The sequence below is a fragment of the Arthrobacter sp. GAS37 genome, from assembly GCF_044908325.1.
Lineage (GTDB): Bacteria > Actinomycetota > Actinomycetes > Actinomycetales > Micrococcaceae > Arthrobacter > Arthrobacter ramosus.
Genome location: NZ_JBIYDB010000035.1, coordinates 15,781 through 31,069, shown reverse-complemented (window position 1 = coordinate 31,069; position 15,289 = coordinate 15,781). Strand labels below are relative to the sequence as shown.

At 62.6% G+C, this 15,289-nt stretch carries 11 protein-coding genes; 7 read left to right on the top strand and 4 right to left on the bottom strand.

Annotated features, from left to right (window positions below):
- Positions 1-26: 26 nt before the first annotated feature.
- A complete protein-coding gene (locus tag ABH924_RS20000) occupies positions 27-1,751 on the bottom strand; it encodes a DEAD/DEAH box helicase (RefSeq protein ID WP_404501652.1) in 1,725 nt (574 codons plus the stop codon).
- A 329-nt stretch (positions 1,752-2,080) separates the two neighbouring features.
- Here ABH924_RS20000 and ABH924_RS19995 point away from each other — a divergent pair, with 329 nt between their 5' ends.
- Complete coding sequence (locus tag ABH924_RS19995) at positions 2,081-2,755, top strand: SAM-dependent methyltransferase (RefSeq protein ID WP_404501650.1); 675 nt, start codon at positions 2,081-2,083, stop codon at positions 2,753-2,755.
- On the opposite strand, the gene ABH924_RS19990 is transcribed toward ABH924_RS19995, so the two are convergent.
- Both ABH924_RS19990 and ABH924_RS19985 read right to left on the bottom strand, forming a co-directional pair.
- Positions 2,752-4,251 (bottom strand): MFS transporter, encoded by a 1,500-nt coding sequence (locus tag ABH924_RS19990; RefSeq protein WP_404501648.1) that lies wholly within the window; start codon positions 4,249-4,251, stop codon positions 2,752-2,754. The genes ABH924_RS19995 and ABH924_RS19990 overlap by 4 nt on opposite strands.
- Before the next feature lie 224 nt (positions 4,252-4,475).
- On the bottom strand, positions 4,476-5,378 hold the full coding sequence (locus tag ABH924_RS19985) for a LysR family transcriptional regulator (RefSeq protein ID WP_404501646.1): 903 nt from the start codon (positions 5,376-5,378) through the stop codon (positions 4,476-4,478).
- A gap of 133 nt (positions 5,379-5,511) precedes the next feature.
- On the opposite strand from ABH924_RS19985, the gene ABH924_RS19980 reads away from it, so the two are divergent.
- From ABH924_RS19980 to ABH924_RS19965, 4 genes are read left to right on the top strand one after another with little or no spacing between them, the layout of a single operon-like run.
- Positions 5,512-6,924 (top strand): MFS transporter, encoded by a 1,413-nt coding sequence (locus ABH924_RS19980; RefSeq protein WP_234754708.1) that lies wholly within the window; start codon positions 5,512-5,514, stop codon positions 6,922-6,924.
- Between the two features lie 40 nt (positions 6,925-6,964).
- On the top strand, positions 6,965-8,596 hold the full coding sequence (locus tag ABH924_RS19975) for an amidase (protein ID WP_404501644.1): 1,632 nt from the start codon (positions 6,965-6,967) through the stop codon (positions 8,594-8,596).
- Between the two features lie 8 nt (positions 8,597-8,604).
- Positions 8,605-10,011: a dihydroorotase family protein gene (locus tag ABH924_RS19970; protein ID WP_404501642.1), complete on the top strand. Its 1,407-nt coding sequence runs from the start codon at positions 8,605-8,607 to the stop codon at positions 10,009-10,011.
- Positions 10,008-11,438: an amidase gene (locus ABH924_RS19965; protein WP_404501640.1), complete on the top strand. Its 1,431-nt coding sequence runs from the start codon at positions 10,008-10,010 to the stop codon at positions 11,436-11,438. The genes ABH924_RS19970 and ABH924_RS19965 overlap by 4 nt, the downstream gene beginning before the upstream one ends.
- Before the next feature lie 35 nt (positions 11,439-11,473).
- Here ABH924_RS19965 and ABH924_RS19960 read toward each other — a convergent pair whose 3' ends face one another.
- Positions 11,474-12,529: an Lrp/AsnC family transcriptional regulator gene (locus tag ABH924_RS19960; RefSeq protein WP_404501638.1), complete on the bottom strand. Its 1,056-nt coding sequence runs from the start codon at positions 12,527-12,529 to the stop codon at positions 11,474-11,476.
- Positions 12,530-12,672: 143 nt separating this feature from the next.
- Between ABH924_RS19960 and ABH924_RS19955 the strand changes: the two genes are divergently transcribed.
- Together ABH924_RS19955 and ABH924_RS19950 are read left to right on the top strand one after the other, a co-directional pair.
- Entirely contained in the window at positions 12,673-13,893 is a 1,221-nt protein-coding gene (locus tag ABH924_RS19955) for a M20 family metallopeptidase (RefSeq protein ID WP_404501636.1), read from the top strand.
- 26 nt (positions 13,894-13,919) lie between these two features.
- On the top strand, positions 13,920-15,212 hold the full coding sequence (locus ABH924_RS19950; protein WP_404501634.1) for an MFS transporter: 1,293 nt from the start codon (positions 13,920-13,922) through the stop codon (positions 15,210-15,212).
- The last annotated feature ends 77 nt before the right edge of the window (positions 15,213-15,289 follow it).

Sequence of the window (15,289 nt, the reverse complement as noted above, 5' to 3'; positions counted from 1 at the left end):
AGTGGAGTGACTAGACCAAAAGTGGCTTAGCGGCCGCGGCGCTCGTTCGACGCCGGAGCAGAGGCACGGCGCGGGCCGCTGCGGGCCGGACGGCCGGAACCCGAGTTGCCTGAGCCGGAGCCATAGGAGCCACCGGAGTTGCCACCCGTGTTCGAGGACCATACGGACTTGTTGCCGCTGGTACGCGTGGAAGTAGCGGATTCGGTGCGCGGAGCCGAAGCCGAGCGGTTGCCGGCGGCAGCACGCTGACCGGTTGCCGGACGTCCGCTGCGACCACCCTGGCCCTGTGCGCCTGGAACGTCGTTGCGGTGACCGGAAGCAGCGTTGCCGCGTCCACGTGAGCTGCGGGCGACGTCGTCGTTCGCTGCTGCGCGGCGATCGGCGCGGTTGATGTCGGTGCGCACGGGCTCGGCCGCAACCTTGCCACGGCCACCGCGACCACCACGGCCACCCGCAGTGGGTGCAGCCTGGGTGGAACGGCGGTTGCGCTTGCGCTGGGCGTTGGCACCAGTGGAGGTGCCGCCGCCCGGCTGCTGGGTCTTCGCTGCGAGCAATGCCGCACGGGTGCGGGGATCAACCTTGTCGGCAACCTGGCCCACCAGCTCGGCTATCAACGGGGAGTTGGCCGTGACGCGCTCGAATGAGACGTCGACGCCGGCAGCCTTCATGAGCTTCTTGACGTCGGACTGCTGCTCGGGAAGCGTCAGCGTGACCACGGTGCCGTCGGAACCTGCGCGGGCCGTACGGCCGGAGCGGTGCAGGTAAGCCTTGTGCTCTGTGGGCGGGTCGACGTGGATGACGAGTTCGACGTCGTCGACGTGCACGCCGCGGGCCGCGACGTCGGTGGCCACCAGGACCCGGACCTCGCCACTGGCAAACTCGGCGAGGTTACGGTCACGGGCATTCTGCGACAGGTTGCCGTGGAGATCGACGGCGGGGATGCCGCAATCGGTCAGGGTCTTGGCCAACTTGCGTGCGTGGTGCTTGGTCCGCATGAAGAGGAGGCGGCGGCCGGCGCCGGAGGCCAGCTCCACGATCAGCTGCTTCTTGACGGTCTGGTCGTTGACCACCAGGACGTGGTGCTCCATGGTGGTGACGGCGGCCTGGGGGTCATCCACCGAGTGGGTCAGCGGGTTGGACAGGTAACGGTTGACCAGTTTGTCAACACCGTTGTCCAACGTCGCGGAGAAGAGAAGGCGCTGACCCTGGGTAGGAGTCATGTCCATGAGCTTCTTGACCACCGGGAGGAAGCCGAGATCGGCCATGTGGTCGGCCTCGTCCAGGACTGTGATCTCGACAGCTTCGAGAGTCAGGATGCGCTGGCGGATGAGGTCCTCAAGGCGGCCCGGGCAGGCGATGACAATATCGACGCCGGCGCGCAGCGCCTTTTCCTGGCGGGCCTGGGAGATGCCACCGTAGATGACCGTGGTGTTCAGGCCCATGGCCTTGGCCAGCGGCTCGATGGTGGCGTTGATCTGGGTGGCCAGCTCGCGGGTCGGTGCGAGGACCAGTCCCATCGGGCGGCCGGGCTTGCGGAAGTGCTTGGCTTCGCGCTCGGCGAGACGTGCCACAAGCGGGATAGCGAAAGCGATGGTCTTACCGGAGCCGGTGCGGCCACGGCCCAGGACGTCGCGGCCCGCGAGCGTATCCGGGAGGGTCTTGACCTGGATGGGGAAAGCTTCTTCGATGCCATCTGCAGCGAGGGACTCGGCGATGGCCTTGGGCGTGCCAAGGGCAGCAAAAGTAGTCATGTGTTTCAAGGGTCTTTCTGGCGGTGTCCAACGGACATCGTCCCCCGACGCCGGTTGGGCCAAGGGTTCGCCGAGGAAAAAGTCAGTGATCGACCGGTAGGCAATATGCCGTGGCCGGGACCAGAGAAAACGCGTTCATCGACGCAGGATGTGCCTCTCACATGAAAAAAGCCCACTTCCCAAGTTTGGAACCAAGCCAAATTCGAGGACTAGCGGGCATCACTGCACATCAAGTAAACCCATTCTAGCATCTGTGGGTCGCCGGCCTTTCCACAGGGGCCTTTGGGCGGCCGTTGCGTCGCCTGGGCACGTCAGGGCAGGCTTGAGCCATGACGCACCAGCACGACGGCGGAGCCCACCTTCACAGCGAACCCCAACTCGACGCCGACGCGGCGCAGTTTTGGGACGGGGTGTACCGGGAAAAGGCGAAGAGGTGGAGCGGGAATCCCAATCCCCAGCTGATCGCGGAAGCCAAGGGCCTGGCTCCCGGAACCGCCCTGGATCTCGGCTGCGGCGAGGGCGCGGACGCCATCTGGCTCGCCCAGCATGGCTGGACGGTGACCGCGGTGGATGTCTCCGCCGTCGCGCTTGAACGGGCAGAAGCCCATGCCGCCGACGTCGGTCTGCAGGACCGCATCACGTGGCTGCAACGGAACTTCGGCTCCTGGCGCCCTGACAAGGGCTTCGACCTCGTGTCTTCGCAATTCCTTCATTCTCCGCTTCTTCCGTGGCGCGATTCGCTCGTCTCGGCCGCGTCCGCGGTGGCTCCCGGCGGCGCTTTGCTCGTGGTCGGGCATCATCCTGATGGCCTGACTCCTTGGAGCGGGCACAAGGATATGAAGGACAAGTTCTTCACTCCCGAGGACTTGGTCGAGGCGCTCACGCGCGGCCCGGGCTCGTGGAGGATCAATGTTGCCGATTCCCGGGAACGCGCGGTGACGGGGCCGGATGGCCAACACGCCACCACCATCGACAGCGTGCTCCGGGCCACCCGAACGTCCTAGGCCCGCACGTCGTCCGCCTCGGCGGCGCGGTGCGCCTCGGAGTCCCCCGCACTTTCAGCACCCAAGGGCTGCCGGACCGCAACGCGCGGCGCAATGATGAGTCCGACGACGGCGATGGTCGACGTCAGCGCGAACACTCCCGCGAAGGAAGCCGCCGTCGTCGTCAGCGCACTGAAGACGAGTCCCGTCACGGCGAGCGAGAGGGCGCCGCCGAGGGAATCGGCGATCGACATTGCCGAACTGTTGAAGCCTTGGTCCTCATGTTTGGAAAGGGCCAGGGTCATGACACTCAAGCGCGGGTACATCAGGCCCATCCCGGCGCCCGCGAACAGCCAACCAGCAATCGCCACCGCGGCGGGCCACGAAAACACCGTGGTCACGAGGACAATTACCACCGAACCGAGCACCAGCGCAGACCCGATCCGGACTGCCAGGGCATTGCCAAGCCTGGAACCCATGCGGCCCTGCACAGCGGACGCCGCTGCCCAGGCGATTGCCGATCCAGTCAGCGCGAGCCCGGCAAATGCCGGGGTGAAGGTGTATCGCTCCGTGAGGAGGTACGGCACGTAAACCTCGGTACCGAAGAATGCGGCCGAAGCGACTCCGCGCATCAAAATGACGCTCGGCAGTCCGCGGTGCGCGCCGAGCGTGCCGCCGGGAACCAGCGGCCGTACTGCGAGCATCGCCGTGACGAGCGCGACGGCGGCAATCACCCAGCCGACGCCGGGCACCTGGCCGGAGAGGTTCAGGCCGAGAACCGCAAGGGCCGCGAGCGCTGCCCATCCCATGCGGCCGAAGGCCCAGGGAACGTCGGCGCCTTCGGGCTTCGTCTCGCCGGCGGCAGTCTTCGGGGAGCCCGTCTTCGGGGAGCCTGCCTCCCGCGGGGCCGCCTCCCGCGCGTCCGGCGTGGACTGCACGCCCCGCATGGCGGGGAGGATCATTGCCAAGGCCGGAACCACGAGGCCGACGACGCCGAGGAACACCCAGTGCCAGCTGCTCAACTGGGCAACCACGCCGGCGGCGAAGGGACCGATCATCGAGGGAATGACCCAGGCCGCCGAGAACGCGGCAAAAACTTGGGCGTGCAACCTCGCGGGGTAAACCCGGGCGATCACCACATACAGCGCCACGGTCATTGCGCCGCCGCCAAGGCCTTGGACCATCCGGCCGGCCACGAGCATCGGCATGGAAACGGCCGTACCGGCGATGAGCAGCCCCGCCGCGAACAGCGCCACGGATGCGTACAGCGGGGCGGACGGACCACGCCTGTCCGCCCAGTTTCCTGCGGCCACCATCCCGATCACGCCAGTGGCGAGCGGTCCGGCGAACGCCAATGCATAGAGTCCGGCACCGTCCAGCTCGCGGCTCACCAGCGGCATGATGGTGGTGACCGCCATGGATTCGAAAGCTGCAAGGAAGACCAACGCGCAGGCACCCGCCGTCGCCAGGAGATAGGGGCGTTGCAGTATGCCGGCTGTTGAGTCGTGGCTTGTCATCATCCCAGCCTAGAAGCCCAAACGAGTTTGGGGCCACAGAGCCGGCGCGCGGCGGGCGGCCATGCCTGCAGGAGGGCAAGCCATGTGCGGGTGCGTTCGGCGGGTCGTGGAGCGATAACCCGGGCATCCGCTCCCTGGTTTTCCTAGGACTGAGCGACCCACCTTCCCTATGGAAAGCCCGAGTGCGGCAGCGGAGAATTGAAGGCATGGGTCAGGAGTTAGCGCTAGGTTTCCGGTGTTTGAGGCATTGTGGTGGAGCTTAAGAGAAGGGCATGGCTAACGAACGCGGCGGCCGCTCGTGTGAGTGGCTTTGAGCGGTGGATGAGGTAAACGTCGTAACTGATCTGTGGTTGCAACGCGGACGCGACGGCTCCTTGTTTCTGGGCTTCCCGGGCTACAGAGCTGGTAACAAACGCGCTTCCGACCCCTTCCAGGACCAAGGGCACAACGGCTTCACGGTGTGGAGTTTCAACGACGATCCTGAGATCGATCCCGCTCTCCCTCGCTTCATTCAGAACTGTTCGGGTACGGGTTCCTGGGAGGCTGCTGATGAATGAGCGCCCAGTGAGGGCTTCCAAAGGAATCTGCGTGGGCTCCTCGTGTCCGGTCCCTGGTGGTGAAATGACCATGATCTCGTTGCGGGCGATGACGTGCGCGACCAGATCCGAGGAGTGAGGTTGACGATCGACAATTCCGATCTCGCATGCAGCGGACAGTACGGCTTGAGTCGCCAGGTTGCCGTCCTCTGCAGGCAGCATGGACAACGTTACGGCGGGGTACTTATCGCGAAATCTGCCAACAATCTGGGCGAGCGGGTCGACACTAAGACCGGGAGGCGAGGTTAGACGAACGTGGCCGCCCTGGAGCCCCTTAAGGGCAACCATCGCTTCGCGCGCTTCGTCCAGGTCCCGAAGAAGGTTTCGGGCCATCGGAAGAAGAACAAGACCGGACTCGGTCAGCACAACTCCCTTGCCCACACGATGGAAAAGGGGCGTTGCGAGTTCGCGTTCCAATCGCCGGATGCCCTCCGAGAGAGACGGTTGGCTGACGTACAGCGCCTCCGCCGCGGCGGTGAAACTCCCCGCATCTGCTGAGGAGACGAAGTATTGAAGCCCTCGGAGGTCCATAGACAAATCCTATGGGTATCGAAAGAAAAATAGGCTACCACGAGGGCAAGTAATGCGGTTCAGTAGATCAAACAGCCGCCACCGTTCAGATTCCCCCTTTGATCACGGTGCCCGGCCCAACATAGGAGAGGCTATGCCCACTGAAGCAACAATCATTCGCTCGAAGGACGATGTTGTCCGCGAAGTCAATGAGACCCCCCGGCTGGGAGGCCGAACGCGGATGATCGGCACCATCGCACTTGGCGGTTTCTTTATCGACGCCTACGACTTCACCAGCCTGAGCGCAGGTTCTGTCCAACTTCAGCAGGAGTTCCATCTCGATGCCCAGACTTTGGGCCTAGTTACTGCAGTCATGGCCTTTGGAGCCATCCTGGGAGCCTTCTCAGGCGGCTACTTTGTCGATCGCTTCGGCCGGCTGAAGATGTTCATGGTGAATATACTGCTGTTCGTCGTCGCCACGATCGGTGCAGCTCTATCGCCCAACTACGGGACGCTCGTGTTTTTCCGCCTCCTCATCGGCATAGGCGTCGGGCTGGACGTGCCCGTCGCGATGGCATTCCTCGCTGAATTCATGGCCGTGAAGAAGAAGGGCAAATGGGTTGAATCGGCAGCGGCCATGTGGTCCGCCGCCACCATCGTCGGGCTCCTCGTCGCACTCGGCATGAACCACGCCGGCGTCGGAACTGAACTCTGGCGCTGGGCAGTTGGCCTGGGCGCTGTACCCGCCATCGTTATCCTTGCCCTGCGGTTCAAGTACATGTCGGAAAGCCCCATGTGGGCAGCAAACCGCGGCGATCTTCCCGAGGCGGCACGAATTCTGAGCAAAATGAACAACCGCCCTTATTCCGTGGATAAGAATGCTGCACTCAACATCATCGAAGCTAAGGACTCACCCGGATTCTTCAAGGTCATGAAGATGCTGTTCGCCAAGCAGTACCGGAACCGCAGTATCCTCATCGTCCTCATCAGCGCGGCCCAAAGCGTTCAGTTCTCCTCTGTCGGCTTTTACCTGCCATTGATCGTTTTCTCTTTCATCTCCAAGAGCGTCGACGTTTCTCTCACGGCGTCAATTGCTGCCAACGCATGCGGATTGGTAGGAGCGCTACTCGCCGGCTCGATGGTCAACCGTCTGGGCTTGCGGAGGCTCTCTATCGTTGGCTTCGGCGCTGTCGGCGTTATCCTCGTCATTCTCGGAATCTGGGGTCAGTCGCTGCCGGCTCTGCTCGGGGTTGCACTCCTGGCGCTCTTCATTGGCTTCCACACCTTCGGCCCCGGCTCGACTGCCCAATCCTTCTCGGCTTTGTCGTACCCCACGCAAATCCGCGGTGCAGGCGCTGGTCTTTCCCAAGCGGCCAACCGCACGGGAAGCCTTACCGCACTGTTCCTGGTACCCATTCTTCTCGCAACGTTTGGTCTTTACGGAACACTGTTCACTCTTGTTATCGCCCCCGTGGTGGGTCTGATTGCTCTTGCGATCGTCAAGTGGGAGCCGATCGGTAAGAACACGGAGGAGGAGGTCGAGGAGTCCCTTGTCCCGATGCACTGAGGCAGCCGTGAAGCAGCCAAACCAACAACTACGAGGACCCTTGAAACCACGAGCGGAATTACTTCAATGGCTCAACCCAAATCTCGACTACGTCACCGCAGAGGGTGCCGGGGACTTGATGGATGCGGTCGCGGCCAGCCTGCAGGGCCATGGTCCTACCAATCTCTTTGATGACCCGCCACCGCTGATCTTCGATCCTGTGAAAGCATCGGCTTATCGGCCCGATCCGGTTGAGCTCCCCGGTTCCCGGACCGACGAAGCCCGGGAACCAGATCTCGACGGCCTTCCCTGGATTCCCGGACATGTGCTGGCCGACCTTACGGCGCGGGGTGTCCTGACGCGCTCCGAGGTGATAAAGGCCTTCTCCTACCAGATAGACACGTGGGACTCTTCCCTCAACGCCTTTATCCGCGTAACCCTTGATCCCCAGACTGATTTCGGTGATTCGGGCGGTCTTTTGAAAGGCATCCCCATAGGACTGCAGGACATGGTCTGCACGTCCGGGATCCCTACGACTGCGGGATCGAGTATTCTGCGTGATTTCGTTCCTGACAGAGATGCGGCGGCTTGGAAGCGGTTGAAAGGCGAGGGAGCGATGCTCGCCGGCAAGCTCAATACTCAGGAGTTCGCAGCAGGAACGACCGGAACGAACGATCACTATGGCAGCATGCGCAACCCCTGGGACCTGGCACGCACGGCCGGAGGGGCAGCGGGCGGTGCCGGAGCCGCTGTTGCTGCGGGCCTCGTCTCTTCTGCGGTTGGCACTGATCCGGGAGGATCAATCAGGGTTCCGGCAGCACACTGCGGAATCGTGGGTCTCAAGCCGACATTTGGTGTCATGGATCGAAGCGGGGTAGTTCCCCTTACGTGGACTACCGAAACCATGGGCGTTTTGGCACAGACAATCAGCGGTACAGCGAGTATCGCGGACATGCTTCTGGATGGTCGGGCACGGCAGAGGTATGGAATGTCCTGTCAAGAAGCGTCGGCCCGTGGGTCTGCCCGGGATCGGATTGATCTACGCATTGGCGTGCCGACTAACTGGCTTGAGATGGGCTTGGACGACGGGGTACAGCGCGCTTATCTTCAGGCCCTAACGGAGCTGGCCAGCTTAGGCGCGACCGTTCATGAGGTGGTATTGCCGGACGCAGCTGCCATAGCGCCAGTTCACCGCGCTATTGCCTTTTCGGAAGCGTCCAGTATTCATGAGGAGCTCATCAGGGATCGAGCGACTGAGTATGGCCAGGACATCCGACAGCGACAGGAAGCAGGCAGAGGGGTCATGGCAAGTGAGTATCTCAAGGCCGCTCGGCTGCGAGGGTTCTTTGCCCGCCAATTCTCGGAAGTCTGGAAGGACGTGGATGTCATCGTAACGCCGACGACGCCGGTCCCCGCAGCTCCGGTGGATACCCTTTCCATCAGTACTGGATCCAGGGGCGAAGAAGCGGCTCACACTGTTTACACGCGCTATGCGGCTCCTCTAAATACTTTGGGATTACCTGCGCTCTCGGTGCCGTGCGGGTTCACGAAGGAAGGGCTCCCTGTCGGGCTGCAGTTGTGTGGACCGCCGCACAGTGAACCGATGCTCTTCTACGTTGGTGCTGCGTACGAAAGCAAGACGCCTTGGCATCTGCGTCATCCGAACCACCCTGTAACTCCCGGCGGAAAGTGAACAAGCTCGTGAACAACATCGAACCCTTCGACGTCGTCATTGTCGGCGGAACTGTCGTTACCCCTGAAGGCACCCGACGGGCCGATATCGGAATCCGAGGCGAAACGATCGCCGCGGTGGAACCGGATCTAAGCCAGATGGCAGCGAAGAATGTTGTGTCAGCCGTAGATCGAATCGTTCTTCCCGGCGCTATTGATTCGCATGTGCATTGTAGGACCTGGACGGATCACTCAGATGAAATCGGGGACAGTCATCGTTCCGCGGCCTTTGGAGGCGTAACAACGGCCATTACCCAAATTCGGGCACCAATCGACATGGCTCCGTCGGATGCCATCGAGCATTTTATCGACCTAGGCAGCCGTACATCGGTTATAGATTTCGGACTTCACACGATTGTGCGACCTGAGCATGACCTGGACAAGGAAATTCCCAAGCTGATGGTGCTGGGAAGCGCCTCGGTCAAGTTCTTTATGTCCTATAAGGACATGGGAATCATGATGCCCGACAATCTTTTGCTCCGCGGCTTGGGTTTGATCCGCGACGCCGGTGGCCTTGCCATGGTGCACGCTGAAGACGGGGAGATGATCGGCCACCTTATTGCGGGAAGCCGCGCAGCAGGCAAGACCGCCATCAGCGATTTCGCGGCAGCGGAACCGGCAGCAGCAGAGGATCTGGGAACCATCAGGGCGTTGACTTACGCCGCGGTGATGGATTGCCCGCTCTACGTTCTTCATATGACAACGAGCGGCGCCATCCGGGCACTGCGGGAGGCACAGAAGGCCGGGCAGAGGGCGTGGGGGGAGACTTGTCCGAAGTATCTCACCCTGACTAATGACGACCTCATCGCCCGGGGTCCTTTGGCGAAAGTTGGGCCGCCTTTGCGGACGGCCTTCGACAACGACAGTCTTTGGCAAGCACTTTCTGACGCAACGCTTTCTGTGGTCGCAAGCGATCATGCACCGCGTGATCGTGAAAGCCTGACGGAGACGACAGACATTTTCGCAGAACCCTACGGTGCGCCTGGAACTGAGACCCTGCTGCCCATCATGTTTGATGAGATGGTCAGTCGCCGGGGCCTGGATCCGGCGGAGCTTGCTGCCGTTCTGAGCAGTAATCCTGCGAAAATCTATGGGCTCTACCCCAAGAAGGGGGCAATCCAAGTAGGATCCGACGCTGATTTGGTCATTATCGATCCCAAGCGGACGGAGACAATTCAGACTCGTACGCAGCACACGGGTGCGACGTACAGCCTTTACGAGAACCGCTCAGTTACGGGATGGCCTACACACTCCTTCCTCCGTGGGCGTGCGCTCTTGGTGGACGGTTCTTTGGCTCAGGAACCTGGCTACGGCAGTTACCTGCCGAGGAAGGCCGAGAATCTCATGCAGCTGGCTCCGGGGCAGAAGGCCACGTGAGAAAAGCCATCCTTTGGCAGCTCTCGGCGGTTGAACAGGCTGAAGGAGTCCGGGAAGGCCGGTGGTCCGCAGAAATGCTGACCACCGCCGTCCTGGAGCGGATCGCTGACGTCAACCCGAGGCTGAACGCCTATGTCACCATGAATGATCAAGCATTGGATGAGGCCCGGGCCGCAGACCGCAGGCAAGCGGCGGGGGAGCCGACCGGTCCACTGCACGGCGTACCATTTTCGGTGAAGGACCTCATCCCCACAAAGGGGTTGCGTACAACACTGGGAAGTTTGGCCCATCAGGACTGGGTTCCGGATCAGGACGAAATCTCGGTGGCAAGGCTCCGCGAGGCCGGAGGCATACTGATCGGCAAGACGAATACTCGAGAGTTGGGATACGGCGTCGTCACAGATAACGAGCTGTTCGGCCCGACACGCAACCCGTGGGATGTTGGCATGACGGCGGCGGGCTCATCGGGGGGTGCCGCAGCCGCCGTCGCCGCGGGCATGGGATCGATAGCGCTGGGTAGTGATGGCGGCGGATCTTTGAGGGTTCCGGCAGCCATATGTGGCGTTTTTGCACTAAAGCCCACATTCGGCGTGGTCCCGTTGTACCCGTCGTCGCGCCTGCCACTCAGAACTGGTCTAAATAGCTGGGAATCGCTTGAATGCATCGGGCCGATCACGCGCACAGTCGCTGACAGCGCACTGGTCATGTCGGTTATTGCCGGGGTGGATGTTCGGGATCGGCATTCCGTACCGCTGGACATGGGACACGGAACATCCCGGCAAAGAGATCTCGTCCTTGGGTACAGCCCAAGTCTTGCCGGGGCGGAGGTTGACTCCGAAGTGGCCGAGATAGTCGAGGCGGCCGTTAGGGCGGTGGCTTCGCGGCAGTCATGGATCGTCCGGGAAGCGTCCCCTCAGTTGCCGGCATTGCCGGATCTCCGGGAAATATTTGCGGCAACAGTGGCGATGGACACGGACCTTGAGGAACTTCGCAAACTCGCAGATCATGTGACTGTTTCTCCGGATATCCGGGAGCTTGTTGATCGACAGTGGACCGGTGATGAGCTGACACGGGCGCGGAGGAATCGACAGATCGTCTATGACACCATGCGAAGGTTTGGTGAACTCCACGACGTTCTCCTAACGCCTACCACAGCCACTCCGGCATTTCCTGTCGGGATGCGATTTCCCGAGGATGGAGACTGTGGAATTGCTGACGGACGCCAATGGTCACCGTTCGCATTTCTCTCCAACCTCACAGGGCAGCCTTCGGTCAGCATCCCGGTGGGACGTACCCGCAGCGGGCTTCCAGTGGGTGTGCAAGTCAGTGGCCGGCATTTTGCTGACGATACATTGCTGGACGTCGCGCAGGCATTTGAGCAAGTGCATCCCTGGGATCACAGCTTCCAATATGGAGCCCCTGAATAGCGCTCCGACGCCGCACACCTACCCGGCCCGGTGAGTCACGCCGTCGTCGTCCATTCGATTGCGGGCAGCATCTCACCGGCGGCGGTCGGCACAACGGCGCCAGTCGCCGTCGAGTCCGGGTTCAGCATCCAGCCGACCCGTTTGGCCGTGCTCAGCATCACGACGCTTTCGACGAGTTCGATGCCGGGAATGCGCTGCTGGATGGCAAGTTCCATCTCCAGTACCTCGGCCAGCGAGCGCAGCCACATGATGATCACAAAGTTGGTGCTGCCCGTGGTGGAGGCGGTGAACCTGACGTTCCTGACGGCCCGCAGCTCGGCGGCCGCGGCTTCATGCTGGCCTGCTGGAACATTCGCGAACCACTGGCACGTCATGGGATAGCCGGAGAATTGCTGGGCGATTTCGCAGCGGAAGGACAGCATCCGGCTCGCGAGCACCCTGCCGAGCTGCCGCTGGACCGTGGCAGGGTGACGTCCCAATGCACGTGCGATTTCCGCGGCGGACGCCCTTCCATCCCGGGCGAGGAACGGAAAGAGTGCCATATGGCTCTCGGGCAGCGGGGTGACCTGTGCGTAGGGGGCGGACGGATTGAGCGCTTCCGGCCCGGCGAGGGCGCGCAGGGCCTGCTGCTCGGCCCGGCTCAGGACGTTGAGCCGCCACGCATAGCCGCTTGTGTGGATGCGGGTGCAGAGCGAGGTCCGGTACTTGGTGAGTCCCCGGATTTCCTTGAGCTGGGGCAATAGCCGGCTGCTGAATTCGCCCAGGTCTTGAGTGATCACGGTGAGCATGAGGTCCCGGTTGCTGGCTGCCTCCTCAACCGTGATGATCTCCGGAATCGCCGCGAGCGCGGCCGTGACCTCGGGCCTGAGGTGCATTTCGCAGTCCACGTCCAACAGGGCAAGGCAAGCATGCTTGGGGTCGCCCATGAGGTGCGCCGTGGTCCAGGCAGCTCCGGACTCGCGCAGGCGGTCCCATCGGGAGGCCAACGTGGTTGCGTGGACGTCCAGGACCTCGGCGGCGTCGGACCAACTGATCCGCGGCGAGATCTGGAGGGCATTGATCAGCCGGAGGTCCTCTTCACTGAGTTCCATCAGCGATCCTCTCCTCGGTGATGCATGATTCTTGTTAATTCTGGCATGATCTTGAATTTTTTCAGGGCTTTAGAAGATTGTGAGACTAATCACTCCACAATGGCTATGGATACCTACCAAACGTTCAGGAAACAGGAGAACAGATGTCGATCGCCTCAGACGCCAAAGAGATGCAGGGAGAAATCGCCCGGTTCCGTCACGAGCTCCACCAGGAACCGGAAATCGGCCTGGATCTCCCACGCACCCAGGAAAAGGTGCTCAAGGCGCTCGACGGGCTCCCGTACGAAATCACCCTTGGCGAGAGCACGACGTCGGTCACCGCAGTCTTGCGCGGCGGCGCGCCGCACGCCTCAGCCCGGAAGCCAGCTGTCTTGCTCCGCGCCGACATGGACGGCCTTCCCGTCCAGGAGCGCACCGGCGTCGAGTTCTCCTCGAAGATCGACGGCGCTATGCACGCCTGCGGCCATGACCTCCACACGTCCATGCTCGCCGGAGCCGCAACCCTGTTGGCCGAGCGGCGCGATCAGCTGGCCGGCGACGTCGTCCTGATGTTCCAGCCGGGCGAAGAAGGCTTCGACGGCGCGGGCCACATGATCCGCGAAGGCGTCCTCGACGCCCCCGGCCGCCGTGTTGACGCCGCCTACGGCATGCATGTCTTCTCCTCCCTGGAGCCGTATGGCCAGTTCTGCACCAAGCCGGGCGTCATGATGAGCGCCTCCGACGGACTCTTCGTCACGGTCCTCGGTGCCGGCGGTCACGGCTCAGCGCCGCATGCGGCCAAGGACCCCGTGACTGCGGCCGCGGAAATGGTGACCGCCCTGCAGGTCATGATCACTCGGCAGTTCAACATGTTCGATCCCGTAGTCCTGACCGTGGGCGTACTGCAGGCAGGTACCAAGCGCAACGTCATCCCCGAGTCCGCGCGTTTCGAAGCCACCATCCGCACGTTCTCGGAAGCCTCCCGCGACCGGATGATGACCGCGATTCCGCAGCTCCTCAAAGGCATTGCCTCCGCGCATGGCCTGGAAGTAGACGTCGATTACCGCGGCGAATACCCCATGACCGTCACTGACGAGGACGAGACCCACACCGCCGAGAACGTCATCTCGGACATGTTCGGCGATTCCCGGCTCTCCCGCTGGGCCACGCCGATCAGTGGCTCGGAGGATTTCTCCCGGGTCCTGGCCGAAGTTCCGGGAACCTTCGTGGGCCTCAGCGCCGTACCGCGGGGCGTGGACCACACCACCTCACCGTTCAACCACTCCCCCTACGCCACGTTCGACGACGGCGTCCTGTCCGACGGCGCGGCGCTCTACGCAGAGCTCGCGGTCTCCCGCATCGCCACCCTCGCCGCCGGCAACTAGCCCCCACCCCAATCTTGGAGCAAGACATGACCGCCACCGTTGGCACTTCAGCTACAGTCCAGGTTCACAAGTCCCATCTGCGAACCCTCATCGGCACCGGCATCGGCAACGCCGTCGAATGGTACGACTGGGCCATCTACGCCACGTTCTCGCCTTTCATTGCCAGCGCGCTCTTCAGCAGTGCCGACCCCACGTCCGCCGTCCTCTCCACCCTGGCGATCTTCGCCGTCGGATTCGTGGCCCGACCGTTCGGCGGCTTCGTCTTCGGCTGGATCGGCGACAGGATCGGCCGCAAGACGTCCATGACCTTCGCCGTCGGCCTCGCCGCTGTCGGCAGCCTGCTGATCGGTATCGCCCCGACCTTCCACGCTGTCGGGGCCTTGGCATCCGTCATGCTGCTGGTGGCCCGCCTCATCCAGGGCCTCGCCCACGGTGGCGAGCTGCCGTCGTCGCAAACGTACCTGTCCGAAATGGCGCCCAAGGAAAAGCGCGGATTCTGGGCGACCCTCATCTACACCTCCGGAACCGCCGGCATCCTTGCCGGAACCTTGCTGGGCGCCATCCTGACCGGCGTGCTGAGCAAGGCCGACATGAACGCCTGGGGCTGGCGCGTGCCGTTCCTGGTGGGCGGCGCCCTGGGCATCTACGCCTTGGTCATGCGGGCCAAAATGAAGGAGACCGAGGCATTCGAAGCCGAGGTGCCCAAGGAAAAGCGCGAGCCCATGTGGCCGCAGATCGTCAAGTACCGCAAACAGGCCCTGCAGGTTATCGGGCTGACCGTCGGCCTCACCGTTGTCTACTACATCTGGGGCGTCGTTGCGCCGAGTTATGCGGCAAGCACCCTCAAGATGGACCGCGGCGCAGCCCTGTGGGCCGGCGTCATCGGCAACATTGCGTTCATCGCGTCGCTGCCGTTCTGGGGCAAGCTGTCCGACCGTATCGGCCGCAAGCCCGTGCTGATCATGAGTTCTGCAGGTGCGGCGTTGCTGCACTTCCCCATGACCTGGCTCCTGAAGGATTCCCCGTGGCAGCTGGCCGTTTCGATGTCCGTGATGTTGTTCTTCATCGCCGGCAGCGCCTCGATTGTCCCTGCCGTGTACGCCGAGCTGTTCCCGACCAAGATCCGCACTGTGGGCGTCGGCGTCCCGTACTCCATCTGCGTAGCGGTCTTCGGCGGGACGGCCCCGTACTTGCAGACCTGGCTCGGCAGCATCGGCCAGGCCAACATGTTCAACGTCTACGCCGTGATCCTGCTGGCCATCGGAATCGCGTTCGCCTTCATGATCCCGGAAACCAAGGGCAAGGACCTGACGCACTGACTCCCACGCCCGGACCCAACTGACTCGCAGTTAACGTCGTTTAGAGCGCTGAAAACGACAACAACTGCGAGCCAGTT

Coding starts and splice junctions, on each gene's coding strand:
- ABH924_RS20000 (WP_404501652.1), bottom strand. CDS start 1,751: ATGACTACTTTTGCTGCCCTTGGCACGCCCAAGGCCATCGCCGAGTCC.
- ABH924_RS19995 (WP_404501650.1), top strand. CDS start 2,081: ATGACGCACCAGCACGACGGCGGAGCCCACCTTCACAGCGAACCCCAA.
- ABH924_RS19990 (WP_404501648.1), bottom strand. CDS start 4,251: ATGACAAGCCACGACTCAACAGCCGGCATACTGCAACGCCCCTATCTC.
- ABH924_RS19985 (WP_404501646.1), bottom strand. CDS start 5,378: ATGGACCTCCGAGGGCTTCAATACTTCGTCTCCTCAGCAGATGCGGGG.
- ABH924_RS19980 (WP_234754708.1), top strand. CDS start 5,512: ATGCCCACTGAAGCAACAATCATTCGCTCGAAGGACGATGTTGTCCGC.
- ABH924_RS19960 (WP_404501638.1), bottom strand. CDS start 12,529: ATGGAACTCAGTGAAGAGGACCTCCGGCTGATCAATGCCCTCCAGATC.
- ABH924_RS19955 (WP_404501636.1), top strand. CDS start 12,673: ATGTCGATCGCCTCAGACGCCAAAGAGATGCAGGGAGAAATCGCCCGG.
- ABH924_RS19950 (WP_404501634.1), top strand. CDS start 13,920: ATGACCGCCACCGTTGGCACTTCAGCTACAGTCCAGGTTCACAAGTCC.